We start from the raw sequence: 25098 nt of genomic DNA on the forward strand, positions 1-25098 counted from the left end.
AGATCTGCCTTGAACCGGGGTTTTGCGGCCTTTCCCGTGCAGGACAGGTTGCGGATGGCCTGGGCCGTAGTCTGCGGTAAGGCGCTGGCGCAGCACGCAATTGTGACCGGGTATGACCCCTCGGGAATTCTCCATGTGGAAGTGTGCGACAGTGTCTGGCTCAAACAACTGGAAGACATGCGCGGCCATCTGCAGGCAGAGCTGGCGCGAATGGCTGGAGTAAAGGTGGCCGAGCTGCACTTTATAGTAAGAGAGAGCCGTCGAGCTACACTTTATAGTGAAGAGGCAGGAGCGGAGTGATGAGTGGGCAGTCTGGAGTAACGATCGAGGACGTAAGAAGAGTGGCGGAATTGGCGAATCTGGAGCTTACATCAGAAGAAGAACCGCGCATGCAGCGGGATCTCAACGCCGTCCTCGATTACATCGCTCAGCTGAATGAACTGGACACCAGTGATGTTCCGCCAATGGCTCAAGTGGGCGAAGTGCTCGAAGGACAGAAGACTCATAACTATGGCGAAGCGCTGCGTAGCGATACCGTTCAACCCTCTCTTGATCGGGCTGCCGTGATGGCAGCTGCACCGGAGACCGACGGGCGCTTCTTCAAGGTCCCGAAGGTAATTGAGCGATAGGCAGAGGGGGCATGCCCCTTTGCGGAGACATAGTTTGACATCAGAAAGCTTGAAAGATCTGACCATTGATGAGGTACGTGACGCGATTGCGGCGGGACGTACAACAGCGACTGCCCTGGCCCAGATGCATTATGCCCGCATCGAGTCTGAGGACAAGGAGATTCACAGCTATCTTTCTTTGAGCCGTGAGCGGGCTTTGGCCCAGGCAGAGAAGATTGACGCCATGGCGCAGCGCGGGGAATTGCTCCCTCCGCTCGCCGGAGTGCCAATTGGCATCAAGGATGTGCTGGTGATGCGGGGCAGTCCTGCGACCGCCAGTTCGCTTATCCTGAAGGGCTACAGGCCACCTTACGATGCAACTTCTGTCGAGCGGTTGGAGAATGCGGGAGCTGTTCTACTGGGCAAGCTGAACTGTGACGAGTTTGCAATGGGCAGCTCGAATGAAAACTCGGCCTATGGCCCGGTGCGTAATCCCCGTGCGATGGACCGCGTTCCAGGCGGCTCCAGCGGCGGTTCCGCAGCCGCCGTGGCTGCCGGGCTGGCCGTTGCGACCCTCGGTACGGACACCGGAGGCTCCATCCGCCAGCCGGCTGCCTTTTGCGGGGTGGTTGGGATGCTGCCGACCTATGGCAGAGTCAGCCGGTATGGCCTGATTGCCTTCGCATCGTCTTTGGATCGTGTCGGTCCCTTGACCAAGAACGTGAAGGATGCCGCGACCATGCTCGAGGTGCTGGCGGGAAAGGACGCGCTGGATGCGACTTCGTCGGACCGTGATGCAGGGGGATATCTGCAGGCGCTCGATAGGTCCGTAGAGGGGCTGAAAGTAGGAATTCCGCAAGAATACTTTGGCGAGGGCCTGGATCCGGAGATTCGCGCCGCGATTGAAAAGGTACTCGAAGCTCTGAAAGCCGCCGGCTGCACCGTAAAGCCGGTAAGTTTGCCTCATACCCGCTATGCGGTTCCCACCTATTATGTGGTTGCGACGGCGGAGGCCTCATCAAACCTCTCCCGCTTTGACGGCGTGCGTTACGGACTGCGCGATGCGGATGCTAAGTCCTTGTCGGACATGTATCGCAAGACTCGCGATGCTGGCTTCGGCGCAGAGGTCAAACGAAGGATTCTGCTGGGAACCTACGCTCTGAGCGCGGGATATTACGATGCATATTACAAGAAAGCCCAGCAGGTCCGCACATTATTGACGCGGGATTTTCTGGGTGCATTCGAGGAAGTCGATATATTGATCGCCCCCGTTACTCCCACTCCGGCGTTTAAGCTCGGTGAGAAGACGGATGATCCCGTCAAGATGTATCTCGAGGATATCTATTCGGTGGCGGCAAGCCTCGCCGGTATCTGCGCTATGAGCGTACCCTGTGGCGAGACAAGTGAATCATTGCCGATAGGAGTTCAGATCCTCGGCCGCCATTTTGATGAATCCACCGTGTTGCGAGTCGCGAAAGCAGTTGAGTCTGCCCAGCCAGGTGTCTGAGCCATGGATGGTATCTGCATGCCCGAACGGTTTTCCTGATTAGGGAAAAAGCTGTTCAAGTATGCTGGAAGGGGGTGCTGCGAGCGTTCAGGTTCGGTGCTAGCACCCTTTGGAAAAGGGCATTTTTGAGAGGTTCATTGGTTTGCGAAAATTAGGTCGGATGCGGCCGCCCCTGAGGCGGCTTGTCGCAATTCAGTCTGTTGCCGCGTTTCTGCTTTGCGGGGCTGTCGCCATATCGGCTCAGCAGCTTCCTGTGCAGACCCTGGGAGGCAGCAACACCGATCAGTCCAACTGCAGCCCCTCCGACCCCAGTTGCGGAAGTATGGTGAACCAGATTCCGTTTGAGTCGCGTACGCCGCAGCAGACAGGTACCTTGCCTGCTGGAGCTGTAATTCCATCAACTCAGGCTGGCACACAGCAAAACCAGACTCAGTCGCAGCAGCAGTATTATCGTTTTTCGCAACTGCCCCTGGACGCTCCGACGGAGTTCCAGCAGATGGTCGCGAACTCTGTGGGTAAGATGCTGCCAATCTTTGGCGCCAACCTGTTCCGGAATCCGCCCTCCACGTTTGCTCCGGCGACCGTAGTTCCCGTCACCCCGGACTATGTGTTGGGGCCGGGCGATGAACTCGTGATCCAGTCCTGGGGACAGGTGTCAACCGACGGACGTTTCCGGGTTGATCGCTCTGGCGACATCTTTGTTCCCCAGGTGGGCACGTTGCATGTTGCCGGGCTGAGATTCGACCAGGTCCAGCCTGCGCTGAAATCTCGGATGGATAAGTTGTTTCGCAACTACAGCCTCAACGTAACCATGGGGCAACTGCGATCGATCCAGGTTATCGTCGTCGGTCAGGCGCGCCAGCCGGGAACATATACCATCAGCTCTCTCAGTACGCTGGTCAACGCAATCTTCACGACAGGTGGACCATCGGCACAGGGAAGCCTTCGCCATATTCAACTGAAGCGCGGCGGTCAGCTGGTAGTCGATTTCGACCTTTACGACTTACTGGTTCGAGGGGACAAATCCAAAGACGTACCGCTGCTTGCAGGCGATGTTATTTATATCCCGCCTGCCGGTCCGCAGGTGGCGGTCGCGGGAAACGTAAAGGTCCCTGCGATCTATGAGTTGCGGTCCCCAGAAAATACCAGCGTCGAGGATGTCCTGGAGCTCGCGGCAGGGCTAACGAATACTGCTTCGAGGGATAAAGTTCGCCTTGAGAGAATCGACGAGCGCCATACGCGCAGAACGATGGAGGTCTCACTCCAGACAGAGGCGAAGACTACCATGGTTCAGGACGGGGATCTGCTTGAGATCGTCGCTGTTGCCGGTGAGTTCAAGGATTCTGTAACGCTTCGAGGAAACGTCGCGAATCCGGGCCGGTATGCCTGGAAGCCTGGAATGAGAGTTAAGGACCTCATTCCGACCAAGGATGCCCTCATCACTCGGGATTACTGGTTGAAGCGAAGTCAACTCGGCCAGCCGATGTTGACCTATGTTCCTACCTGTCTTCCCACCACTCCTTACGGGGTTCCAAATCTCCGCTATGGGATTCCGGTCGGAGAAGCCGGCGATGATCCTTTCTGGCGCTACTCCTCGATTGATGAATATCGAGCGCTCAAAGGCTATCCTGCGATCAATTTTGACCGTGTTCCCGAAAGAAACGACCTGATCTCGCCTTCGACGATGTATTCGCGGCGCGATCCGGCTCGCGAGCCTGCGATGGATTCAGATGGCGGCCTGGATTGCTCCCAGTACACCGAAGTTCCCTATTACGTCAGCAACTTCGCGTTGATGAGTCAGCAGAACAACTCGCAGACGGCTAACAATGCCGGTAATCCAGAGACTGTAGCGGCTCAGACCCAGGCAGCACTTGGGACAACCGCAGCCAATCAGACCAGCGCAGCGAGTGCGAGTCTTGGAGCAGATTCCCGTCCTACCGTCACCAATTTCCGTCCGAAGAACGATGTCAAGCTCAGTGAGCCTGATATTGACTGGTCTTATGCGGTAATTGAGCGTCAGGACAAGGAGACCCTTACAACGTCGCTGCTGCCATTCAACCTCGGCAAGGTTGTTCTCCAGGGAGATGCTTCCCAGAATCTGGAATTGCAGCCGGGTGATGTTGTCACGATCTTCTCCAAGGCAGACCTTCGCGTTCCGCAGTCGCAGCAGACCAGATTTGTTCGCCTGGAAGGCGAATTCATGTCTTCCGGTATCTACAGCGTGAAACCCGGCGAGACGCTGCGGCAACTGGTGGCGAGAGCGGGTGGTTTATCGCCCGATGCATATCTCTACGGTGCGGAGTTCACCAGGGAATCGACGCGCCGGGTACAACAGCAGCGCCTGAACGAATACGTCGACCAAATTGCCCTGCAGGCAAGCACGATTGCGACCGCGAATGCGAGCCGCTCCATCAATCCCCAGGATACTGCTGCCGCGACAGCACAGCAGGCCCAGGCTCAGACGATCATCGCGAATCTGCGAAAGGCACGGGCCAGCGGACGGGTGGTGCTGGAGCTGCCACCTGACGCCAATAATATCAATCAGCTTCCCGACCTTCCCCTTGAAGACGGGGATCGCTTTATCGTGCCACGTGTTCCATCCACGGTAAGTATCGAGGGTGCGGTCTACAACCAGAATGCGTTTCTTTACGATCCCCACCGTCGGCTTGGCGATTATGTGAAGCTCGCCGGTGGAGCAACAAGAGACGCCGACAAGAATCGCGCATATGTTATCCGTGCGGGAGGAGCTGTGATCAGCAAGCAATACAGTTCTTCTCTACGTGGAAATGGCTTTAATTCACTTCGTCTCTATCCTGGCGACACTGTTGTTATTCCATTGAACCTGGATAAGGGGAAGACGATGCGCTTGGTCGTTGATATCGCCCAGATCGTAGGCCAGTTCGGTATCGCTATCGCCGCTGCCAATACAGTACTGGGGCAGTAGTCGCGCGTAGCAGCTTCTCGTAATCCGTTCGAAGAATCGAAAAGACTCCGGCAAGAGAACCATTGCCGGAGTCTTTTCGATATGACGGGTTGCGCTTCTACTTTAAATTGACGGGGAGGCGAAGATCAGCGCAGCAACGCCTTTGCTGTGCGTATGATGCCCGCTACACTCAGATTCTGCTCCTCTCGAAGCTGTATCTGTGATCCCGCCACTTTGATGGGAGAAGGTTGCAGGCGCAGGGGATGAAAACGAATTGCCTCTCCCATCTCAGCAATTACCTCGGCTGTTCTTGTACCGAGCCCCCCGATGCCGTGCTCTTCGATTGTGAGGATTGCGCGCGTCTCATGAACGGCATGGTGGATCGCCTTTCGATCCAGTGGTACAAGGGTAGGCATGCTGAGAAGGCGTACGGAATAGCCGTCCGATACAAGTGTTCGACAGGCTTCGATAGCTGTTCCCAGCATTCCCCCTGTAGAGATGAGTGTCAGCTGATTGCCGTCCTGAATCTGAATCGTCCTTCCAATTTCGAAATGAATCTTCTGAGGATGAAGGACCGGCTCGCCAGCTTTGCCGAGCCTCAGATAAGCGGGGCCGTGAGCCTTGGCCAGTTCCGTGGTCGCAGCCCGGGCTTCGACAGGATCGCCAGGCGCTACTACGGTCATGTTCGGCATCACAGACATAACCGCAAGATCTTCCACTCCGTGGTGCGTGTAGCCATGGCTTCCGTAGGCAAGACCGCCGCCAACAGAGACGATCTTCACATTCAGATTGTGGTAGCAGACGTCATTACGAATCTGCTCTAGGCACCGCATGACAGGAAAGTTTGCGATCGAGTATGTAAAGACGGTCTTTCCTGCAAGCGCAAGGCCCGCTGCAATGCCTGTCATATTCTGTTCCGCCACTCCCGCGTTGAGATAGCGGTCGGGGAAGCGATCAGAGAATGCCTCAAGGACCGAATAGCCGAGATCGCCACAAACCAGCCAGATGCGATCATCCTGTTCGGCTAGTGTGCAAAGCTGCTCGATGAATGCTGTCCTCATTCAGTCACTCCCAACTCTTCCAGCGCCATCAAGATCTGTTCATCGGAAGGGGATTTGTAGTGCCATGCCAATTTGTCTTCCATGAAGCTGACCCCCTTCCCCTTGACGGTGTGCGCGATCACGACACTCGGTTTGTTGCGTTCGAAGGGAAGGGCGGTGAAAGCATCCATAACCTGTTGAAGATTGTGTCCGTCGATCTCGCGGACAGCCCAGCGAAAAGCCTTGAACTTATCGACCAATGGCTCGAGTTCGAGAATTTCTTCCACCCGGCCAAAGCTCTGAATCTTGTTGTAGTCGACGATTAAGGTGAGATTGTCGAGCTGGTGCTGGGGTGCGAATAAGATCGCTTCCCAGTTAGAACCTTCATCAAGTTCCCCATCGCTTACTAGGACGAAGGTACGGTTCTCTTTTCCTTCACGTTTCGCAGCCAGCGCCAGGCCGCACCCCACCGGAAGCCCATGTCCCAGAGAGCCGGAGGAGAGTTCCACGCCGGGAACGCCGCTGGTTGCATGTCCGGTCAGGCGGGATCCGGCTTCGCAGTAAGTAATCAGATCTGACAGGGGAAAGAACCCCCGCTCCGCGAGCGTCGCATACAGAATTGCAGCGCCATGGCCCTTGCTGAGAATGAATCGGTCCCGGCCTGCCCACTCCGGCTGCTCGGGACGAATACGAAGCACCTGCCAATAGAGCGAGGCGAGAATATCTGCCATCGAGAGACAGCTTCCGAGATGAGACGCCTTCGATCGATGAACCATGCGAACAGCGTGTACGCGCAGTCGCTTGGCAATCTGTGCGAGATCAACTTCCTCTTGCATCATTGATTTTCCTTGTACCATGCGACCGTCGTCTTCAGGCCGTCGTCGATGCCGACGCGCGGCTTCCAGCCTGTAGCCTCATGCAAACGGCTGATATCAGCCTCAAGATGCATGACCTGATCGGGGCGGTAAGGGATCTCACCGAATCCTGGCAACGATCCATTCCCGATGAGGACTGCAATCTTTTCTGCTATCATCCGTAGCGGTTTTGGATGGCCAGAACCCAGGTTAAAGATTCCATGAGCAGTCGATGTATTCATGACCCCCACGATGGCCTCGATCGCATCCTCAATATAGAGGTAGTCCCACAGTTGCTCTCCTTTGGTCATAGCAAGATGTTCTTTCTTCAGCATCTTCATAATGAGAGAGGGAATGAGGCGAGCAGGATCATCAGCAGGTCCATAAGCCCAGAACAGACGAAGGGAAGCAAACCGAAGACTCAGGGCGGGAGCCATCTCCTGCATCAACCGCTCTACCGCATATTTCGCACTCCCATACAGATTCTTCGGTTGAACGATGTCGGACTCCCTTACAGGGATGTGATATTCGCCATACTCAACACAGCTGCCAAAATTGATAAATGTAGTTGCGTTGGACTCGGACACTATCCGCATCAGTTCCAGGGTTCCAGGGACATTGGAATAGACCTGGCTGATGTCATTTAAGAATTTGCTGCTGTTTCCGCCTGTCCAGGCAAGATGAAAAACGATTTCGGGGGCGAACTCCTGTATGGCTTCTTTCGAACGTTGTATGTCAATCAAATCGCCTTCGATTCGATGCAAATGAGAGAGACAGGAGCTAATACGCCATGTATCACTTGTCGGACGAGTTAGAATTGCGACCGAATGCTGGTCCGCAATCAGCCGGCGTACAAGCCAGGAGCCTACAAATCCTGTTGCTCCGGTGACGAGACATCTCATGAACGAACCCTCTGGTGATCGGCTAATAAGACTGTTCTCAGAGAACTCTCAACTTCCCATGAGCGATCTCATGGAAGGATTCGATGATGTAGTCGATCATCGAATCCTTCAACCCCGGATACACACCAATCCAGAAAACATTGTTCATCACATAATCCGTATTGGGAAGCTCTCCGACCTTACGGTATTTCGTGTTGAGATAGGCTGGCTGCCTTAGAAGATTGCCGCCGAAGAGCAGGCGTGTTCCAATCTTTCGCTGATCCAAGCCGCGGATCACCTGATCGCGCTTGAGGCCGCCCTCAGGTTTTACAGCGATCGGGAACCCAAACCAACTGGGATCGGAGCCCGGCGTCGCCTGGGGTAGCGAGAAGAATTCCTGTAGAGGCGACAATCCCTCGTAAAGGCGCTTGAAGTTCTCGCGTCGTGCCGCGATGAAGCCCGGAAGCTTCTTCAACTGCGAGACGCCCACAGCAGCCTGCATATCCGAGAGTTTCAGGTTATAGCCGATGTGCGAGTAGATGTATTTGTGGTCATAGCCGCAGGGAAGCTCTCCAAGCTCCCATTCGAATCGCTTGCCACAGGTGTTATCTTTGCCCGGCGCACACCAGCAATCACGTCCCCAGTCTCGAAAGGACTCGATCAGCTTGGTCAACGCAGGCTTTTGCGTCATAACTGCGCCGCCCTCTCCCATGGTGATGTGGTGGGCCGGATAAAAACTTGCGGTAGAGATGTCGCCGAACGTGCCGACGCCCTGTCCCTTGTAGGTTGCCCCTACAGCATCACAACAGTCCTCAACCAGCCAGAGATGATGCTTTCTGCAGAAGGCAGTGACTGCATCCAGATCAAAAGGATTCCCAAGAGTATGGGCAATCATGACTGCACGAGTTTTATCTGAGACTGCAGCTTCCAACTGTAAGACATCGATATCGTAAGTATCGAGCTGGACGTCCACAAAGACCGGGACCAGATTGTTCTGAATAGCAGGATTGACCGTTGTAGGGAAGCCCGCGGCGACGGTGATAACCTCATCTCCCGGTTTGAGGGCACGGTCTCCGAGGCTTGGCGAGGTCAACGCGGAAAGCGCAACCAGATTTGCTGACGAACCAGAGTTTACGAGTCGAGCATCGCGAACACCCATCACACGGGCGAACTCACGTTCAAACTGGTCGGCAAAACGGCCTGTTGTCAACCAGAAATCGAGAGAGGCATCGACAGCGTACTGAATGTCCTCAGCGTCAAAGACCTTGCCGGATACAGGCACAGCAGAGCTTCCCTGGGCAAATTCGCGCTGCGGGAAGGCTTCTGCGTGGTATTCCGCGACCAGTTCTCGTATCTGCTCGCGCAATTCCTCCTGCCGGTTCTTATTCTGTCCTGACGAATTTATTCCATCTGCGGAGTTAGTCCGCTGTTCCATTTTCTCAACCGCAGATTGCATCCTGAACTCCTGTCGTCCTATCGACGCCCGGTACTAAGCTGTTGATAGGCTGCGATCTGGTCGAGAGTGATCTTCTGCATGTCACTTCCAGCCTGCCACTGCTTATACCATTCTACGATGAGTTGAAGAGCGTCTGAGAGCCCCAGGGCTGGATTCCAGCCGAGGAGATTTCTTGCGCGCGCGCAATCGAGCTTGAGGTAAGTCGCCTCGTGAGGATGTGGTCCCTCGTCCAGCATCCATGACGCAGTAGGCGACCATTTCCTGGCAATCTCCTCAACAATCCACTTTACTGGCCTGGCGTCTTCTTCGCTCGGGCCAAAGTTCCAGGCCGTGGCAAAATCTCTTTTTCCTGCAAGGAGTTTTTCCGCAAGCTGAAGATAGCCGCGCAGAGGTTCCAGAACGTGTTGCCAAGGACGAATCGCGTTTGGGTTTCGAATAAGAACCTTTTCGTTCAAGGAGAACCCTCGCATCAGGTCGGGGATGAGACGATCGCATGCCCAGTCACCCCCTCCAATGACATTGCCCGCGCGAGCGGTCGCGATAGCAACTCCGTGGGATTGCAGATCATCAGCCGGAAAGAAGGAGTCGCGGTAAGCGGAGCTTACCAATTCGGCACATGCCTTACTGTTGCTGTAAGGATCGTGGCCGCCAAGTCGATCATTTTCCCGATACCCCCACTGCCATTCGCGGTTCTCATAGCATTTATCGGTGGTAATCATGACCGCAGCCTTTACCGAGTCTGTATGTCGAATACTCTCAAGAACATTGACCGTGCCCATTACGTTGGTCGCGTATGTCAGCGCGGGTTCAGCATACGAACGCCGGACCAGGGATTGTGCCGCCAGGTGCAGGACAAGGCTAGGAGAAAACTCCTGCATCGCACGCTGGAGTCTTTGCTGGTCGCAGACATCCCCCTCCACGTGATGTACCAGCTTCCCAATTCGTGCCACTTCAAACAGGCTTGGCTGACTAGGAGGTGCGAGGGAATACCCGCAAACCGTCGCGCCCAGCTGGTGCAACCAAAGGGTAAGCCAGCTTCCTTTAAAGCCTGTATGTCCCGTGAGAAATACACGGCGACCCTTCCAGGCCGAATTTGAAACTGCGTTCACCATTTCTTCCACGGTGGTGCACCACCCTCCCACAGTTCCTCAAGATATTTCTTGTCGCGCAGGGTATCCATCGGTTGCCAGAAACCGGAATGCTGATAAGCATTCAGATTACCTTCTTTTGCAAGCTGCTCCAGGGGATCTCGCTCCCAGATGGTTTCATCTCCCTGAATGTAATCCAGGACTTTGGGCGAGAGAACGAAGAAACCCCCGTTGATCCAAGCTCCGTCTCCGGCGGGTTTTTCTCGGAACGAGGTGATCTTTGTGCCATCCATGTCGAGCGAGCCCCACCGGCCAGCTGGCTGTACAGCGCTCATCGTCGCCAGCTTGCCATGTTGGTTATGAAACTCGATGGATTTCCTGATATCAATATCTGCCAGCCCGTCGCCATACGTCAGGCAAAATGCGCCGTCATTTTCGACATACTTTCCTACACGTTTCAGGCGACCACCTGTCTGGGTAGCGTCGCCTGTGTCGATCAGTGTGACGCGCCATGGTTCGGCCATACTGTCGTGAACCTCCATGCGGTTCTGATCCATATGGAAGGTTACGTCTGCAGTATGCAGAAAGTAATTCGCAAAAAACTCCTTGATGATGTAGCCCTTGTAGCCCAGGCACACAACGAAATCATTAATTCCATAATGGGAATAGATTTTGAGAATGTGCCAGAGGATCGGTCTTCCACCGATCTCCACCATAGGTTTCGGACGGACGGACGTCTCTTCACTGATTCTTGTACCTAGTCCGCCTGCGAGAATAACGGCCTTCATAATATGCGTTTCCTGACATTCCATTGTATTGTTTCCGCGTGCGTGCACGAGCGCGGCTGATGATGCATCTCTCGAGACTATCGCAACATCGGATTGCCCAAAGTTTTATCGACTCGATTGACGACGCGATTGAATAGGAGCCAGAAGCGCGCCATCTTTTGGGGAAGATGAAAAAGGGGAGAGACGAAGATCCGGTAACGGACGTTGTCTGTAAAGAGAGAGGAAAGAATGTTCTCTGCCTCCTCCTCGGAAAATGCATTCGACTCTCGCCGTGTACCCAGAACAAAGGGAGGGAAAAAGATCTGCAGGGTCCCGTTCACTACAATCTGGACTAATCGAGGCTCCACAAGCCACCTCTCCCCGATGCTCTTGAGATTGGTTCCAAACACAGTAAAAAGAGCATATCCGCCACGAGCATCGGAACTCGCTGCGAGCACGGGATTGGCAACAACTGCTCCCCTCCGAAAGTGGCGGAGGAGAGTGTAGGTCCAGCCAAGCTGAACCAGGCTTGTGCCTATGAGGCTGGAAAATGGTTCATGCGGCAGCAAAAGCGCGCGCTCTCTGTGGATGATGTTGCCGGTAATGAAGGTTAGGAAGATATGGGTTTTGAGAGCGAATACCTCAGGATTGCTCGTGGCAGTTACTTCAAGAGAAGCGATCCGAGGATACGTCTGCTTGCCTTCGACGAGCGGAACAGCCCGAAGATGCACAATGTCGAAGTCCTCCTGTTTGAGCAGTTTCAAAAGCTCCAGAAGCGCGCCGGGCAAAAGGATGTCGTCGTCGCCAATAATCCAGACATATCTACCGGTCGCCTCAGAGAAGCACTGCAGAATATTTCGATCCGCGCCAAGGTTGGTTTGATTGCGAAAGGTGCGGCACGCAATGCTGCTATTACGGCAGAATGTCTCAACGACCTGGGATGTGCTATCGGTGGAAGCGTTATCAGAGATCAGCAGCTCTATGTTGAAAAGATAACTTGCTTCTTCCATTTGAGGACGAAGAGACTCGAGCAGGCGAGCCAGATAGTTGCCGCGATTGTAGGTTGGAATCGCGATTGTGAGTATTGGAGCTTTATTCGGCATGCCAGATCTTGCGGTACTTCAGGAACGTATAGGTGCCTTGTCCCAGGCTTATAACCAGGACCGTGGTCAGGTATCCCACAATCATACCCCTGGCCCCATAAAGTCGCCCAAGGTACAGTGTCGAAGCGGCTACGAAGAGGGCCGTAAGGATTGAATTCAGTAGAAATTTCTCCTGCTTGTGAGCTCGCAAATAAAGAGCTTCTGCAAAAACCACAATATTGGCGATTACAGCGAAGAAGAGCAAGCCTAAATCCTGAGCCGGAAGAAGCCGATGTGAAAACGGAATGTTCCTGTAATTGATAAAAGTGAGCGCCGCAAGCAGAATCGCCGCGCCAATAGCGCAAACCGTTACCGATTGGCGAAGGGATCGGAAAAAGATTCGATCCAGTTCGACATATTGCTTGCGCGCGATCATTGTTCCAAAAGGAGCCGACTTTGTATTGATCCAGGAAATTGCAATCGTCTGAAGAGCGGAGGCTACATTGAGAGACATGCCCATTTGGCCAGCGCTCACGGCCCCTCTATAGGCAAACAGTACTGGATTGAAGAGCTGAAAGATGAAATAGCTCGATATCCAGCTGACCGCGATCTTCCACTGAAAGGGCCATACCTCCGTCCTCCATTGGATGATATGTTCTCCGGGGTCATACCGAAGCAGGGATAGTAGAAAATGTCTCCGGCGATAGAGCCAGGCAATTCCGGTCGTTGCTATCCCGGTGATCATCATTGCAGGTGCGTAGAGGCCGTGGTGGAGGATCAGGGCTGACCATGCCAGCAAACTCCCGAGCACAGCCTGTCCCATTCGAAGGCGTGCCACGTTTGCAACATATCCGCAGCCTTCGAGAAACGCGAGGATCGGATCAATCTGGAACGTAATCGAGGCAGCCAAAGCAACACAGCACCATGGAATCTTCCAACCGGCGTCAAGGGCTCCACGTTGATGATGGGAAAAAAAGTAGAAGCCGGCAAAGATCAGCGATCCGACCATCAGAACTGCAGCTATCGAATACCAGCGCACAGTCTTCTGCAGCACAGAGGCAAGTCGCGCATGCGCGACAGGGTCTCCACCCACCTCGTAGTTGGCCGAGATTGTCAGATTCGCTCGCTCATGACTTGCCATCTGCTGAATCACAAATGAAAACCCAAGCTCAAAGACGATCTGGAGCGCGACGAGGCTCACGAAGGTGTAGTAATAGCCCTGTTGGACAGGTGACAACAACCGTGCAATAAGGAAGATCGTTATCAGGCCAGCGGCGCTTTGCCACACTCGCGCGAAGATCGTGAAGACGATGGCTCGGTCCAGTCCAACCACTTCCTTAAGCCATCTCTTCACCTGAATTATGGCCACAGACTCCGTCGCAGGATTCTCTGGCTTCAATTGCGACTCCGACACCCTAACCGATTCCCTTCTGTCGGCCTCTGGAAGGGAAAGCCTCTCGAAGAGCCTGGATTCGTTCGCTTTCTGCAGGATTGTGGGAAAGCCTCACGAGACCTTCTTTCGCCAGGACGTAAGTGATTCCGATAAAGAGCCCCAGAAAAATTCCTACAAGAGTAAAGATGAGCTTCGAGGGAAACGACCGGTGATCGGGAACCGTTGCATGATCAACGATCTGGATGATGGCTCCCTGCTTCGCTTCATCCACCTTGGCGATCTCATATTGCCGCGCAATCAACTCAAAGATCGTTTCGTAATACTTCACGTCACGATACCGCCGCACGTATTCAAGAGCGGCCTCTTGCATATTTCCTTTGGGTATCAGGGAGTTCGTCGCGCTCTCTGTAGAGGCGCCCATCTTTTTTGCCTGTGCCTGCAGACCGGCCAACTGTTGTATTGCAATCTGCAGCTCTGGATTTTCATCGGTCGCGTAGGTGCGCATTGCGGCAATCTGCGCTTCTTTTGCGGCGATCTGACCACGCAGATCAGCCACCAGGCCTATGGTGGCGCGCGCCTGGCTGTCTAGCTGGATAAGGCCCGTGCGTTGTTCCGTCTTTTTGAGATCTTCTTCCGCCTTTGCGAGGTTGTCTTTTGCTTCGGCTAACTGCCCTTCAAAGAACAAGCGACGCTGCGACGCCTCGGTAACTGCCAGCCCCGAAGAATACTTCTTGAACTCCTCAACATAGCCGTTTGCCATGTCCGCAGCCAGCTTCGGATCGTGCTGCGTCACTGAGATGCGGATGATGCCATCCTTTGATCCGCTGTCAATCGCAACAATCGACTCAAGCTTCTTTCTCGCTTTAGATCGTAGCGTGGCGTGAAAGAGATTCATCAGGTGAAAACGATCCACCATCGCGTCTTCCACAGTCTGGCTTTTAAGTAGAGCAACCTGGAGGTCGTTAGGATTTTTCAGGCCCATGCTGCTGCCGCCAAGACTGGCAAGAGAACCGAGAGCGCCCAATTGAGCCATCAGGGCTGATCCAACCGAGCTACTCTGCTGTGGTGGGAGTATCGCTGTCGAGGCAGTGTATTTATTTGGAAGAACAAACGTTGCGATAAGAGCAATCAGGGTAACGCTGATCGTGGTCTTCAGGATGAAGCGGCGGTTGCGGGAGAGCACAACAAGAAGATCCAGCAGAGAGATCTCTTCTTCGGCCGGCACTTCCGTTACTTTCTCAGCGATTGTTTCTGAGGATCTCGACACAATACTGATTCCGATGCATTTCCTGATTCCATTAGATATGGCGCAAGTGCTATCTTCTCACAAGACCTACGTTCTCAATGGCCAGCGCGGGTTTCCTCAGCACCGACACGCAGGTTCTTGGACGATTAGGCAAGAAAGCCCAATACGGGACAATTTGATTTTACGGGACGTCACGTGCATGTGGGGCAAGTTCCTCCTTTTTTATCGGGAAAACGGAAGCTATCTCCTCCTCTCCAGCATCGTCCGGGCGCCGTTTCGATCCATAAAGAATCGGATGCTGAGTCGTAAGCTCGGCGTCAAAACCATTGATATTGGCCCCGGTTCTTTCCTTAGAGGATTGTCGAATATCTCCATGGGGGAGGGCTTCTCTTGTGGCGAGGGGCTATGGCTGGAAGCAGTGACCCGATACGGCACACAACAATTCAATCCTAAGCTACGCATCGGCAACCACGTTCGGATCAGCCACTGGACTCACATTGCTTGCACGAACTCGGTCACTATCGGAGACCACGTTCTTATCGGCAGCAAGGTGATCATTACGGACCACAATCACGGATACTTTGGAGAAAGCGCAACTCCGCCATCTGTGCCGCCCTCCCAGCGTCCATTGGAAGGTGATCGATTTGTTATCATTGGAGCGAACGTGTGGCTGGGAGATGGTGTCGTCGTTTGCCCCGGAGTGACGTTTGGCGAAGGTAGTGTGGCCGGGGCCAATGCTGTTGTAACGACAGATGTTGAACCCTACACGCTTGTCGCAGGTGTCCCTGCCAGGCCCATTCGACGCTACGATGTGTCCCAAGGAAACTGGATCAAGATATGAAGCGCGTAGCCTGCACGATTGTTTCAGCCAATTATTTACACTTCGCCTGGACGCTGGCCGAATCGTTTTTACGCTACCATCCGGACGATGAGTTTCATCTGCTTCTCGTCGACAAAATGCCTGGGGATTTTGTTTCCCGCGACCCGAGGATCCAGGTGCTTGCTATCGAGGAACTCGGCCTGCCCGCATTCCAATCCCTTGCATTCAAATACGACATCCTGGAGCTGAATACCGGGGTAAAGCCAAGCTACCTGAAATACCTTTTCGCGCTTGGAGCCGATAAGGTTATTTATTTCGATCCTGATATCTATATCTTTAATCCGGTTGAACTGATTTACGAAGCGCTTGACGGCGCCTCCATTGTGCTCACTCCTCATATACTCTCCTCCACACCCGATAAGGAGCATGTTTATGAGCGGGACTTTTTGGGAACAGGCGTATTCAACTTGGGATTTGTAGCAGTTGCTGCTACTCCCCAGGGACGATCATTTTTGGACTGGTGGGAAGAGCGATGTCTCGATTACTGCTTCGAGGATCTACGGTCAGGTCTCTTTGTCGACCAGAAATGGATCAATCTGGTGCCCTGCCTTTTCAGCGAAATTCATATTCTGCGCGATCCCGGATGCAATGTAGCCTACTGGAATCTGCACGAAAGATCTTTGATCAGGGAAGGCTCCGGTTATCTGGTCAATGGCAATGCGACTCTAACCTTCTTTCATTACAGCGGGTACAGTCCTTCTCGTCCCGATCAGCTTTCCAGAAAGCTACGAGTGCCGCAATATATTGATGACACGCTGAGAACGCTCCTGCTTTTCTATGGTGAGCGGCTCCACGCAAACGGAGCTGATAGCTATCAGAAGTATGCCTATGCATACAAGTGCTTTTCCAACGGATTGCAGATATCTTCGCTTGCCAGAAGGCTGTATTCCGTCAGCATAGATCAATGGGGGGATCAGGATCCTTTCGATGCGAACGGCACATTCTACGCTGCGGCAAAGAAGGCTGGGCTGCTTTCGAAAAATGATCAGGCAGGACAATATAGCACGAATAACCTGCCGGTAGATGACATGCGGGTAAGGACTATCAATCGTATGCTTTTTGCCCTTCCGAAGATCATCGGTGGCGATCGGTACACGATGCTGATGAAATATCTTTCGTTTATAACGATTTTGCGTAATCAGCGACAGCTTCTTTTGGCTGGAGACCATCAGCCAATAACTTAGTTTGTTTCTCGTCGCCCCAGATACTTCGTCGGAATTCGGCTTCGAACGAAGAGATTTATCGTTAGCGGTTTAAAGTACGTTTATGCGGTTGATCCATTTCAAATTTCGAAATGCACAGAGGAGAGGTTTTTCTCTATGGCCTAACCGCTCAATTAAACGAAGCCGGCTAAAAGTCTTACTACGGGCGGTGACCTAGATGTCATGGCTCGCGATCTATTGTCTCGATGCAATCGCTATCGGTTCTTTTTTGCTCTCCTATTATTTCAGGTGTTATCGCAAAGGATTCCGAATCGATATCTGGCATTCCCAGATATTCCTTGTTTGCATTCTTCCTAATTGCCTTTTGCTTCCATTTGCAAGAAACGATCTGAATGCAATAGTTCTTGGTCGAGACCTAGGCGCTGTTGTTGAGGTAGTTCCGAAAGTCTTCCTGATCACACTCTTCGGCTACTTCACTATTGTGCTTGGGGGAGAGCTTTGGAGACTCAAACTTGGTCTGGGCATACGAAAGATGACCATCAGTGTTCTGGAGATCGGCCCCGCCTGTTCGAGAATGCTCATGGCATCCAGAAATTTTCTGATGCTGCAGTCGATGCTTGGTCTCCTTCTGCAAGCATTGCTCTTATCTTTCTACTTTTCTCAGAATGGCTTCGGTTTTGATCTCCGGCAATATACGCTTGCGCATCCCGAGTTGCGACCAGTTGCGCTGCTCATCTCAACCTATTCTGTTGTCATAGCCTCCCATTGTGTAGCACGCTACTACGACACCAAAGAAAGAGTGCTCCTGATAAGCGCGTTGGCTCTTACATTTGGCCTGCTCTTTTTCGGTTCTAGGAGCAATATTCTGACAATCTATATAAACTTTTTTCTCTGTTACTTGATATTGCGAAGATCCAGAATAGGCCTTTTCCGGCTAGCGACAACAATTTTCGTTATTGTCCTGTTCGGGCTTTATCTAGGCAGTGTTCGCGCTGGCAAGTATTCCCTTATGCAATTCTTTGAAGTTCTAGTAGCACTTCTTTTTTACGGGAACACATTCTCGGACTTGAGAGATTTCTCCTGGGTTTACTCCCACTGGAACCATGTATCCTGGGGCGGAAAAACCTATCTTGCCGCCATAGGGGCGTTCGTTCCGAGATTTGCTTCTGAATTTAGGGATACATGGGGGCTTGGTGTCGTCACAGCAACAACAGTGGGTTTTGATCCTCATGTTCATCCCGGATTAAGGCCGGGCGTATTTGGAGAAGGCTATTTCAACTTCAGTTGGATTGGCGTAACTGTTATTGGATTGATGCTGGGGGTCATTTATAAAAGGGTTGATCTTGATGTGAAAAAGGCTTTAATCTCTCCTCATCCGTCGATGATGCGTGCGTTTGCCTCGACTATGCTGCTCGGTGTCGCGGGTGCACTAGCAATTACCGCGGGATTTTCCGGACTCTATATTCTGACCCTCATATATGTGTTTTCCTGGGTGTTCCTTCAAGTGTTACATCTTGTCGCACCACGCCAGTTCGCATCCACTCAGGCTAGCTGAACATCTCCAGATAGGGACAGGGCCATTTGAAGACACTCACAATAGATCTCCGATGGATCGATGCGTCTGGCGTTGGCGTATATATCAAGGGCATTATGCCCGGTATCGTTCAGCATTTGGCAGATGTATCGATTGTTGGTTTGGGAGATCGGTCCCGTCTGGAAAGCTTTTCCTGGAGCCAGGCCTCCAACATGCGTTTAATCGACTGCCGCGCTGAACGCTATTCCATCGCCGAGCAGGTTCAACTTCCGCTGGCAATTCCTCGTGAGACGGATCTCTTTTTCTCCCCCTACTACACTATTCCCTTGCTCTATCGGGGGAAGCTTGCGGCCACTGTGCATGACATGAGCCACATGATAGTCGATGAGATCGTCCAGAATCGAAAGAAGCGAACCTACGCCAGGGCCATGTTTCATCAACTGCGCAGAAGAGCATCCCTGATCTTCACTGTTTCCGAGTTCAGTAAGTCAGAGCTTCTGCGCCTGACAACCGGTCCGCGGGAAGACAATATCATGCCAACGCATCTTGGTATCTCCGAAGACTGGTACACGGCAGGCCAGCTTCCGTCGGTTCGTTCTCGTCCATATTTCATCTATGTCGGCAATGTGAAGCCTTATAAGAATTTGCGTCGGCTGGTGAATGCTTTTCTTCAAATCAAAGATCAGGTGCCGCACGATCTTGTCATCGTGGGCCAGACCGAAGGACTGATTACAGGCGAATCACCGGAGTTTTTTGAGCGGGTAAAACGTACAGCCGACCGGGTGCATCTAGCCGGGCTTGTGCCACAATCCGAGCTGTTTTCTCTGGTAGGCAACGCGACCGCGTTGGTCATGCCGTCTCTTTATGAGGGGTTTGGCTTGCCTCCCGTAGAGGCTATGGCGGCTGGAGTTCCGGCCTTGGTTGCGCAAGCGGCTTCTCTTCCCGAGGTATGCCAGGATGCCGCCCTCTACTTCAATCCTTTTTCGGAGAATGAGATGGCGGAGCGTCTCGTCCAGATCGCTCAGGACGAAGGCCTGCGCAGGCAGCTTCGAGAAGCGGGACCGAGGCAGAGCAGGCGCTATACTTGGGAGGCCTGCTCGATAAAGACTGCCAACGCCCTACTCGCGCATCTCTAAAGTCTTTATGAGTGCCATTTTGGTATCCAGAATGGGAGGCATCTCACGTATATGGAATGACTTCTAAGGTTCGCGTAAGTTTCGGCCTATGAGGACTATGCTAAACTACCCCGAGTTGGAGGCGCTCTTACCTTAATGCGTGTTCTTTTCCTTAACCCCCCCTTCCACCCGCGATTCTCCCGCGAACAACGCAGCCCCGCAGTAACGAAGAGCGGAACTCTCTATTATCCGAAATGGCTCTCGACCGCGGCAGGTGTTGCGATCCAGAACGGGCACGACGTTGACCTCGTCGACGCGCCCGCGGGCAACTTTACGGTGAAGGCGGTGATTGACCGCATCGCAGCAAAGAACATCGAAGCAGTTGTTTGTGACACCTCCACCCCGAGCATTCTCAACGACATCAGCGTCATTGAGGCCATCAAGGCTGCTCATCCTTCCATCCACACTCTGATGGTGGGTCGTCACGTCTCGTCGCTGCCTCGCGAGACGCTCGCCTCGTGCAGTTCTCTGGAGGCGGTTGCGATTCGCGAGTACGAATACACCGTCCGCGACTGGCTTGCAGCGAAGGAATGCGGTGCGGACCTATCCACCGTAGACGGGCTGGTCTGGCGCAAGCCGACCGGAGAGATCATCAACAACAAGCAGCGTGAAGCGATCAAGAATCTCGACGAACTGCCTTTCGTTTCTGAGGTATACAAGCGTTTTCTGCACACCCCGGATTATTTCTACGGGCACTCCCTGTGGCCGCTGGTGGTCTTTGATACCAGCCGCGGGTGCCCCTATCACTGCTCGTTCTGCGTTTACCCGCAGACCTTTAGTGGACACACGATGCGATATCGCTCGGTATCGAACGTCGCGGACGAGTTCGATTATGTGGCTCGCGAAATGCCTGAGATCAAGACGGTCATGCTTGAGGACGATACGTTCATCGTCAGCAAGCCGCGCACCCTCGAGCTTGCCAACGAACTAATCCGCCGCGGCAACAAGCTTCCCTTCGACGCCAACTGCCGCGCGGATGTCGGTGCGGACGTTGAATTTCTCTCGGTCGTTCATAAGGCAGGGGCCCGCCTCTTCTGCGTCGGCTTTGAGAGCGGCGATGTCGAAGTCATCAACGGCATGAAGAAGAACAATGATGACCGTCGTGACGCCAAATATCACGAAGAGGCCCACAAGTTCGTTCGCCGTTGCCAGGATGCCGGCATCATGGTCCACGGCTGCTTTATGGTCGGAAACCTGAATGAGACGCCGGCCAGCATGGAGAAGACTCTGAAGTTTGCCAAGAGCCTTCGTCCGGATACCGCGCAGTTTTTCCCCATCATGGTTTACCCGGGCACCGTGGCATACCAGGAGGCCAAGAAGCGCGAGTACATTCAGATTGAGGACTGGGGCGCATGGTTGACCAAGGATGGACTGCACAACAGCGTAGTAACCCTGCCCAATATCACTCATGAGCAGCTGGTGAGTTTCTGCGATCGCGCGCGCCGTAGCTTCTATCTGGCTCCATCCTATCTGGGGTACAAACTGAAACAGTCGCTCAAAGATCCTCGTGAGCTGCAGCGCAATGTCAAGGGCTTCCTTACGCTTTCGAAGTATCTGCTCAAAGGCAGCCAGCACGACAAGAATGCGCCGCAGGCAACCGGCAAAGCTCAGGGTGCGACGGCCTAGCGACCGCCTCAATGAGTCCTTCAGAACAGCCCTTGAAATCGACGCCAGACAGTTCCTCAGCGAACTCCATTCTGGCGTCGATCATCATTCCTACCTATAACGGCAGCCGGCGCATCGGCCACTGTCTGGATGCGCTGCGGACCCAAGTGGCCGGGCGAGACATCGAGATCATCGTCGTAGACGACGGGTCCACAGACGATACAGCAGTCGTCGTCACCGCGTATCCGGAGATACGCCTCATCACCCAGGCAAATGCCGGACCTGCGGCAGCCCGGAACCGGGGCGCCGCGGTTTCAAGGGGAAAGATCCTCTTTTTTACCGACGATGATTGTGTACCGATGCCCGACTGGATCGATGCAATGCTGGCTCCATTTCAGGATTCGCAGGTTGTCGGCGCCAAGGGCATCTATCGCACTCATCAAAGAAGCCTCGCTGCCCGTTTCGTGCAGATGGAGTACGAAGACAAATATCGTCTGATGGCGAATCTGCCGAATATTGATTTTATCGATACCTACTCTGCAGGATTCCTGCGTGACAGGTTTCTCGAAATGAACGGGTATGACACGTCATTCCCAGTAGCCTGCGCGGAGGACGTTGAGCTTTCGTACCGGATGTCGTCGCGTGGCTGGCTGATGAAATTCGTGCCGCAGGCGATCGTTTACCATACACATCCAGCAACGTTCTCCAGCTATCTCAAAAAGAAATACAAATTCGCCTTCTGGCGTATCCTTGCGGTCCGGAAAAACCCGGCCAAAGGGGTGAAAGACAGTCACACGCCACAGATCATGAAGCTGCAGCTATTATTTGTGCCATTTCTTATTCTTTCCATATTCTTCGATCTGCTGACGGGATGGAGAATTCATCTCTCCGTCATCGTCGTTTTGGCGTTTCTCGGAAGCACCTTGCCATTTGCACTGCGCGCCCTGAAGAAAGATCCTCTCCTTGGCGTTCTTTCCCCGTTCCTGCTGGCGGCCCGATCCTGCGCCCAGATGCTTGGAGTAGGGGCTGGTATGGCTTACGTGGCGCGTCACTCGCGTACACAGGTAGTGGACGCTCGCTAGACCTCCGCACCGGGCACTCTCGCAAAATTTGCACCTGAAGCCATGACGCTGTTGGCCTGGCACAAGTTCATCGGCGAATACTGATCTCCGGTGTCCACGTCAGTTGGAACCATCCGCTGGTGTTGCGTTGCGCTCCAGGCATATAGGACGGAATAAGAAAGCGCTCGTGCTGTGCGAAGACCTGCGCCGTCCAATGGCGATTGAGCGCAAAAGATCCATTCACAAAACCGTCTGAGATCGTTCCTCCCTGCGGGAGAAACAGCGTGCTGGTCTTGTTCTGCCGGTATCCACCTTCGATTCTGGTGCGACTTGAAAACCAGTACCCCAGCCTTCCTTCGATTGCTCTGCTGTCTCGTCCAATCGCGTTTCCGAGCAGGAATCCCTTGTTTGTGTTGCTGTCCAGGTACTGATTGTTCTGAAAGAAATGCTGGCCCCCGAAATCTCTGGCCAGACCCTGCGAGCTGACGGCCTCCACGCGAAGATCCATGTGCGGCAGCCAGGGAAGGCGGGCGAAGTAAATGCCAGGATTCCACACAGCGCGACGCGGCGCAGCAATTGGATTCGGGTCATCGTCCGAATATGCATCGGCATACAAGGTAACGATCCTCTGCAGGAATGGAAGCCGGTAGCGGAAATCGAAGTTGCTCTTCCGATCACCCGGGTCGAGACGATCCCCATAGGGCGCCGCACCGTTGCCGGCATAGCTGCCTGTGGAATTGAAGCTGAGGATGTTGTCCTTGAAGCTATGAAGCGTGATGGGATGTCCCACTCCCCAGAAAACCGACCAGCGCGTGAAGGCGAGCTCGAGGTTGTTCCCAAAGTTGAAGGAGATCTTCTGCCCGTTGTACCAAGGGCGCGCTGGGGCATAGTGGCCGGAAAGCTTGCCGAGAACAATGTCGAAGCGATAGGTGCCCAACGAGGGCACCAGCGGCAGCGGATGGGGCCGGGTGGAGACGAAGCGCCCGCTATAGGTGGGCTCGGCGTTGCTGGAGAAGGAGAGCGGACCCATTGTCGTGGGGCCCCAGTAGAGCTCCTGCTTGCCGAAGGTCAGAGCATTTCCCGCAAAGGCCACACCCGCATACATCTCGATAGGGCGTTGCAGGTTATATGCGGATTGTTGCGGGGTGATCGGTCTATAGGGGCTGAAATCGGGCTGAATGCGGTCCAGCTGGTTGATGAACTGGTTCATCTCCGGCGTCTGCGCCGGGTTTCCGGGGCCGTGCTGATACTCCTCGCGGGCGTAGAAGAAGAGGCGGCCATAATGAGCACGGGTGGAGAAGCCGGCGATTGCGTTGGAGCCGCGGCCCTGCGGGCGTCCGAAGTCGTTCCACCACGTCTGGCCAAAGTGGAAGCTGTCGTTGAGGGCAGGGCCTGCGATGGTTCCATAACGAACGTAGGCGGACTCCAGCGCAAGCTCCTGGTTGGAGCTCGATTCCTGGGCCAGCTCGCGATCGAGGTCGGTCATCAGCCGTCGTGCCTCGGCAACCAGTCCAGGATCGGAGCTGCTGAGGCGGTCGGCAAAGTCCTGCGCCTGTCGCAGCTGCCGTAGGCACTCCTGCCGGGTCCAGGGCCGGATTCCGGCATTCTGGGTGGGAATCAGGCCAAGCGCAGCGAGCCGCTCCAGAGCAGGGTAGATCCAGCTGTCCATCGGAACGTTCGTCGAGCCGATCGTGTCCGGGTCCGCATCGAACGGAGCCGGTGCGCGGTGTTCGATGGGATCTGGGGGGCCTGCGAACTGCGCGGGCGGAGGCGGTGTGGGAAGCGGAGCCGTCGGGGCGCTGGCGCTGGAAGATGGGGTCGCGTGAGCGATGTAGTTCTTTGGTGGAGGCGGGGCGTCGTAGGGGTTCAGCGTGTAGTTGTGGTGCGCGTGGTAGACATAACGGCCGATCAGCCACCCTGCGACGCTTCCCACCAGGACGTCAGAAGGGAAGTGCTGTTCGGAGAGGACGCGGCTTACGCTGACGGTCGAAGCCAGACCGTAGACGGCGGTTTTACTCAGCCAGCCCGGATACTCCGAGGCCACGACCGAGGCCATCGACCAGGCAAGGATGGAGTGATTCGAAGGGAAGGATCCATTGTTCCAGGGCGAGGTAAAGAATTTGCCGCGCGCGTTGTCTTCAAGCGGCCTCTCGCGCCGGAAGGCGATCTTCAGGGCTTCATTGACTACGTAGGCATCCACGCCAGCCTCGCCGGCGAGCAGGCCGGTCTCGTGCGCCTGCGGAGCGTGATTGAAGAAGCTCCAGAGATAGGCGGATGCCGGAATCGCTCCAACGCCGACCAAGGCGCCGTTGGAGAGGGTGTTCGCTTTATCCTGTCCATCTTTACTGATGTGGATCAGTTGCGTCATCGTGTGATGGTCGCTTCCGATCAGCAGGCCGGTGGCGACGCCCAGCGGGGCCAGCCAGATTCCGTCCGAGGGCTTGATGCGCGACGGACTGGTCCAGATTCCCTTTTGGTCTTCGAGGATCCGCTTCGGGGTTCCGGCGAGCGTAACATCCTCAGGCTCCTGGCTCCGAGGGTGCAGCTGCATCTCCGTGGGCTTGATGGGGGCTTGAGGCTCCGGGGCGTCCGGGAGGGCTGCCGTGCCGATGACTGCATGTGGGGCGGAGGAGGTCTGGGCGTGGACCGTTTGCAGGGATGAAAGAAAAACACAGGCAGCCGAGACAAACGGCAGCAGAAGCCTTTTCGGGGTCACATCCATATCTGGGATCCGAGGTTGCCTGTCAGTCGATGCGACCCCTTAGGAAGGAGGCTACCATATCCGCTCTCCTCGACCCTATATCCGAGCGGCCCGGTGCGAGGTCCCCTTTTTTT

At 54.4% G+C, this 25098-nt stretch carries 20 protein-coding genes; 10 read left to right on the top strand and 10 right to left on the bottom strand.

Annotated elements, in window-relative coordinates; translation table 11 throughout:
* The first annotated feature begins 54 nt into the window (after nucleotides 1-54).
* The 4 genes from GWR55_RS15540 (at nucleotide 55) to GWR55_RS15555 (ending at nucleotide 5059) form a co-directional block, all read left to right on the top strand.
* A complete protein-coding gene (locus GWR55_RS15540; protein ID WP_162403080.1) occupies nucleotides 55-300 on the top strand; it encodes a DciA family protein in 246 nt (81 codons plus the stop codon).
* Nucleotides 300-629 carry an Asp-tRNA(Asn)/Glu-tRNA(Gln) amidotransferase subunit GatC gene (gatC, locus tag GWR55_RS15545; RefSeq protein ID WP_162403081.1) on the top strand — a complete coding sequence of 110 codons (330 nt, stop codon included), beginning with the start codon at nucleotides 300-302 and terminating at the stop codon, nucleotides 627-629. The genes GWR55_RS15540 and gatC overlap by 1 nt, the downstream gene beginning before the upstream one ends.
* A 34-nt stretch (nucleotides 630-663) precedes the next feature.
* On the top strand, nucleotides 664-2115 hold the full coding sequence (gene gatA / locus GWR55_RS15550; RefSeq protein WP_162403082.1) for an Asp-tRNA(Asn)/Glu-tRNA(Gln) amidotransferase subunit GatA: 1452 nt from the start codon (nucleotides 664-666) through the stop codon (nucleotides 2113-2115).
* A 160-nt stretch (nucleotides 2116-2275) separates the two neighbouring features.
* Nucleotides 2276-5059, top strand: coding sequence for an SLBB domain-containing protein (locus GWR55_RS15555; protein ID WP_162403083.1), 2784 nt, complete (start codon nucleotides 2276-2278; stop codon nucleotides 5057-5059).
* Between the two features lie 125 nt (nucleotides 5060-5184).
* On the opposite strand, the gene GWR55_RS15560 is transcribed toward GWR55_RS15555, so the two are convergent.
* The 9 genes from GWR55_RS15560 to GWR55_RS15600 all read right to left on the bottom strand — a co-directional run bounded on the left by GWR55_RS15560 (nucleotide 5185) and on the right by GWR55_RS15600 (nucleotide 14824).
* A complete protein-coding gene (locus tag GWR55_RS15560; RefSeq protein ID WP_162403084.1) occupies nucleotides 5185-6099 on the bottom strand; it encodes a transketolase family protein in 915 nt (304 codons plus the stop codon).
* The gene (locus tag GWR55_RS15565; protein WP_162403085.1) at nucleotides 6096-6917 is read right to left on the bottom strand and encodes a transketolase; all 822 of its coding nucleotides are present in this window, start codon (nucleotides 6915-6917) and stop codon (nucleotides 6096-6098) included. Before GWR55_RS15565 ends, GWR55_RS15560 begins: the two co-directional genes overlap by 4 nt.
* On the bottom strand, nucleotides 6914-7834 hold the full coding sequence (locus GWR55_RS15570) for an NAD(P)-dependent oxidoreductase (RefSeq protein WP_162403086.1): 921 nt from the start codon (nucleotides 7832-7834) through the stop codon (nucleotides 6914-6916). The genes GWR55_RS15565 and GWR55_RS15570 overlap by 4 nt, the downstream gene beginning before the upstream one ends.
* Before the next feature lie 37 nt (nucleotides 7835-7871).
* The gene (rfbH, locus tag GWR55_RS15575; protein WP_162404027.1) at nucleotides 7872-9248 is read right to left on the bottom strand and encodes a lipopolysaccharide biosynthesis protein RfbH; all 1377 of its coding nucleotides are present in this window, start codon (nucleotides 9246-9248) and stop codon (nucleotides 7872-7874) included.
* 38 nt (nucleotides 9249-9286) lie between these two features.
* Nucleotides 9287-10381 (bottom strand): CDP-glucose 4,6-dehydratase, encoded by a 1095-nt coding sequence (gene rfbG, locus GWR55_RS15580; protein ID WP_162404028.1) that lies wholly within the window; start codon nucleotides 10379-10381, stop codon nucleotides 9287-9289.
* Nucleotides 10375-11145 (bottom strand): glucose-1-phosphate cytidylyltransferase, encoded by a 771-nt coding sequence (rfbF, locus tag GWR55_RS15585; protein ID WP_162403087.1) that lies wholly within the window; start codon nucleotides 11143-11145, stop codon nucleotides 10375-10377. Before rfbF ends, rfbG begins: the two co-directional genes overlap by 7 nt.
* A gap of 77 nt (nucleotides 11146-11222) precedes the next feature.
* Nucleotides 11223-12227 carry a glycosyltransferase family 2 protein gene (locus tag GWR55_RS15590; RefSeq protein ID WP_162403088.1) on the bottom strand — a complete coding sequence of 335 codons (1005 nt, stop codon included), beginning with the start codon at nucleotides 12225-12227 and terminating at the stop codon, nucleotides 11223-11225.
* The gene (locus tag GWR55_RS15595) at nucleotides 12217-13605 is read right to left on the bottom strand and encodes a lipopolysaccharide biosynthesis protein (protein WP_162403089.1); all 1389 of its coding nucleotides are present in this window, start codon (nucleotides 13603-13605) and stop codon (nucleotides 12217-12219) included. The genes GWR55_RS15590 and GWR55_RS15595 overlap by 11 nt, the downstream gene beginning before the upstream one ends.
* Nucleotides 13606-13621: 16 nt before the next feature.
* Nucleotides 13622-14824, bottom strand: coding sequence for a Wzz/FepE/Etk N-terminal domain-containing protein (locus GWR55_RS15600; protein ID WP_238398455.1), 1203 nt, complete (start codon nucleotides 14822-14824; stop codon nucleotides 13622-13624).
* 55 nt (nucleotides 14825-14879) lie between these two features.
* Between GWR55_RS15600 and GWR55_RS15605 the strand changes: the two genes are divergently transcribed.
* The 6 genes from GWR55_RS15605 to GWR55_RS15630 all read left to right on the top strand — a co-directional run bounded on the left by GWR55_RS15605 (nucleotide 14880) and on the right by GWR55_RS15630 (nucleotide 22284).
* Nucleotides 14880-15686 (top strand): hypothetical protein, encoded by an 807-nt coding sequence (locus tag GWR55_RS15605; RefSeq protein WP_162403090.1) that lies wholly within the window; start codon nucleotides 14880-14882, stop codon nucleotides 15684-15686.
* Nucleotides 15683-16909, top strand: coding sequence for a group 1 glycosyl transferase (locus GWR55_RS15610; protein ID WP_162403091.1), 1227 nt, complete (start codon nucleotides 15683-15685; stop codon nucleotides 16907-16909). Before GWR55_RS15605 ends, GWR55_RS15610 begins: the two co-directional genes overlap by 4 nt.
* Before the next feature lie 343 nt (nucleotides 16910-17252).
* On the top strand, nucleotides 17253-18443 hold the full coding sequence (locus GWR55_RS15615; RefSeq protein WP_162403092.1) for an O-antigen polymerase: 1191 nt from the start codon (nucleotides 17253-17255) through the stop codon (nucleotides 18441-18443).
* Nucleotides 18444-18634: 191 nt separating this feature from the next.
* Nucleotides 18635-19558 carry a glycosyltransferase family 1 protein gene (locus tag GWR55_RS15620; RefSeq protein ID WP_162403093.1) on the top strand — a complete coding sequence of 308 codons (924 nt, stop codon included), beginning with the start codon at nucleotides 18635-18637 and terminating at the stop codon, nucleotides 19556-19558.
* 135 nt (nucleotides 19559-19693) lie between these two features.
* The gene (locus GWR55_RS15625; protein ID WP_162403094.1) at nucleotides 19694-21223 is read left to right on the top strand and encodes a B12-binding domain-containing radical SAM protein; all 1530 of its coding nucleotides are present in this window, start codon (nucleotides 19694-19696) and stop codon (nucleotides 21221-21223) included.
* Nucleotides 21224-21234: 11 nt separating this feature from the next.
* On the top strand, nucleotides 21235-22284 hold the full coding sequence (locus GWR55_RS15630) for a glycosyltransferase family 2 protein (protein ID WP_238398456.1): 1050 nt from the start codon (nucleotides 21235-21237) through the stop codon (nucleotides 22282-22284).
* Nucleotides 22285-22351: 67 nt separating this feature from the next.
* On the opposite strand, the gene GWR55_RS15635 is transcribed toward GWR55_RS15630, so the two are convergent.
* Nucleotides 22352-24985 (bottom strand): capsule assembly Wzi family protein, encoded by a 2634-nt coding sequence (locus tag GWR55_RS15635; RefSeq protein WP_162403096.1) that lies wholly within the window; start codon nucleotides 24983-24985, stop codon nucleotides 22352-22354.
* Nucleotides 24986-25098: the final 113 nt, after the last annotated feature.

The sequence above is a fragment of the Edaphobacter sp. 12200R-103 genome, assembly GCF_010093025.1.
GTDB lineage: Bacteria > Acidobacteriota > Terriglobia > Terriglobales > Acidobacteriaceae > Edaphobacter.

Coding starts and splice junctions, on each gene's coding strand:
- rfbG (WP_162404028.1), bottom strand. CDS start 10,381: ATGGTGAACGCAGTTTCAAATTCGGCCTGGAAGGGTCGCCGTGTATTT.
- GWR55_RS15560 (WP_162403084.1), bottom strand. CDS start 6,099: ATGAGGACAGCATTCATCGAGCAGCTTTGCACACTAGCCGAACAGGAT.
- GWR55_RS15610 (WP_162403091.1), top strand. CDS start 15,683: ATGAAGCGCGTAGCCTGCACGATTGTTTCAGCCAATTATTTACACTTC.
- GWR55_RS15565 (WP_162403085.1), bottom strand. CDS start 6,917: ATGATGCAAGAGGAAGTTGATCTCGCACAGATTGCCAAGCGACTGCGC.
- GWR55_RS15635 (WP_162403096.1), bottom strand. CDS start 24,985: ATGGATGTGACCCCGAAAAGGCTTCTGCTGCCGTTTGTCTCGGCTGCC.
- GWR55_RS15590 (WP_162403088.1), bottom strand. CDS start 12,227: ATGCCGAATAAAGCTCCAATACTCACAATCGCGATTCCAACCTACAAT.
- GWR55_RS15570 (WP_162403086.1), bottom strand. CDS start 7,834: ATGAGATGTCTCGTCACCGGAGCAACAGGATTTGTAGGCTCCTGGCTT.
- GWR55_RS15625 (WP_162403094.1), top strand. CDS start 19,694: ATGCGTGTTCTTTTCCTTAACCCCCCCTTCCACCCGCGATTCTCCCGC.
- rfbH (WP_162404027.1), bottom strand. CDS start 9,248: ATGGAACAGCGGACTAACTCCGCAGATGGAATAAATTCGTCAGGACAG.
- rfbF (WP_162403087.1), bottom strand. CDS start 11,145: ATGAAGGCCGTTATTCTCGCAGGCGGACTAGGTACAAGAATCAGTGAA.
- GWR55_RS15555 (WP_162403083.1), top strand. CDS start 2,276: ATGCGGCCGCCCCTGAGGCGGCTTGTCGCAATTCAGTCTGTTGCCGCG.
- gatC (WP_162403081.1), top strand. CDS start 300: ATGAGTGGGCAGTCTGGAGTAACGATCGAGGACGTAAGAAGAGTGGCG.
- GWR55_RS15605 (WP_162403090.1), top strand. CDS start 14,880: ATGCATTTCCTGATTCCATTAGATATGGCGCAAGTGCTATCTTCTCAC.
- GWR55_RS15620 (WP_162403093.1), top strand. CDS start 18,635: ATGCGTTTAATCGACTGCCGCGCTGAACGCTATTCCATCGCCGAGCAG.
- GWR55_RS15540 (WP_162403080.1), top strand. CDS start 55: ATGGCCTGGGCCGTAGTCTGCGGTAAGGCGCTGGCGCAGCACGCAATT.
- GWR55_RS15630 (WP_238398456.1), top strand. CDS start 21,235: ATGAGTCCTTCAGAACAGCCCTTGAAATCGACGCCAGACAGTTCCTCA.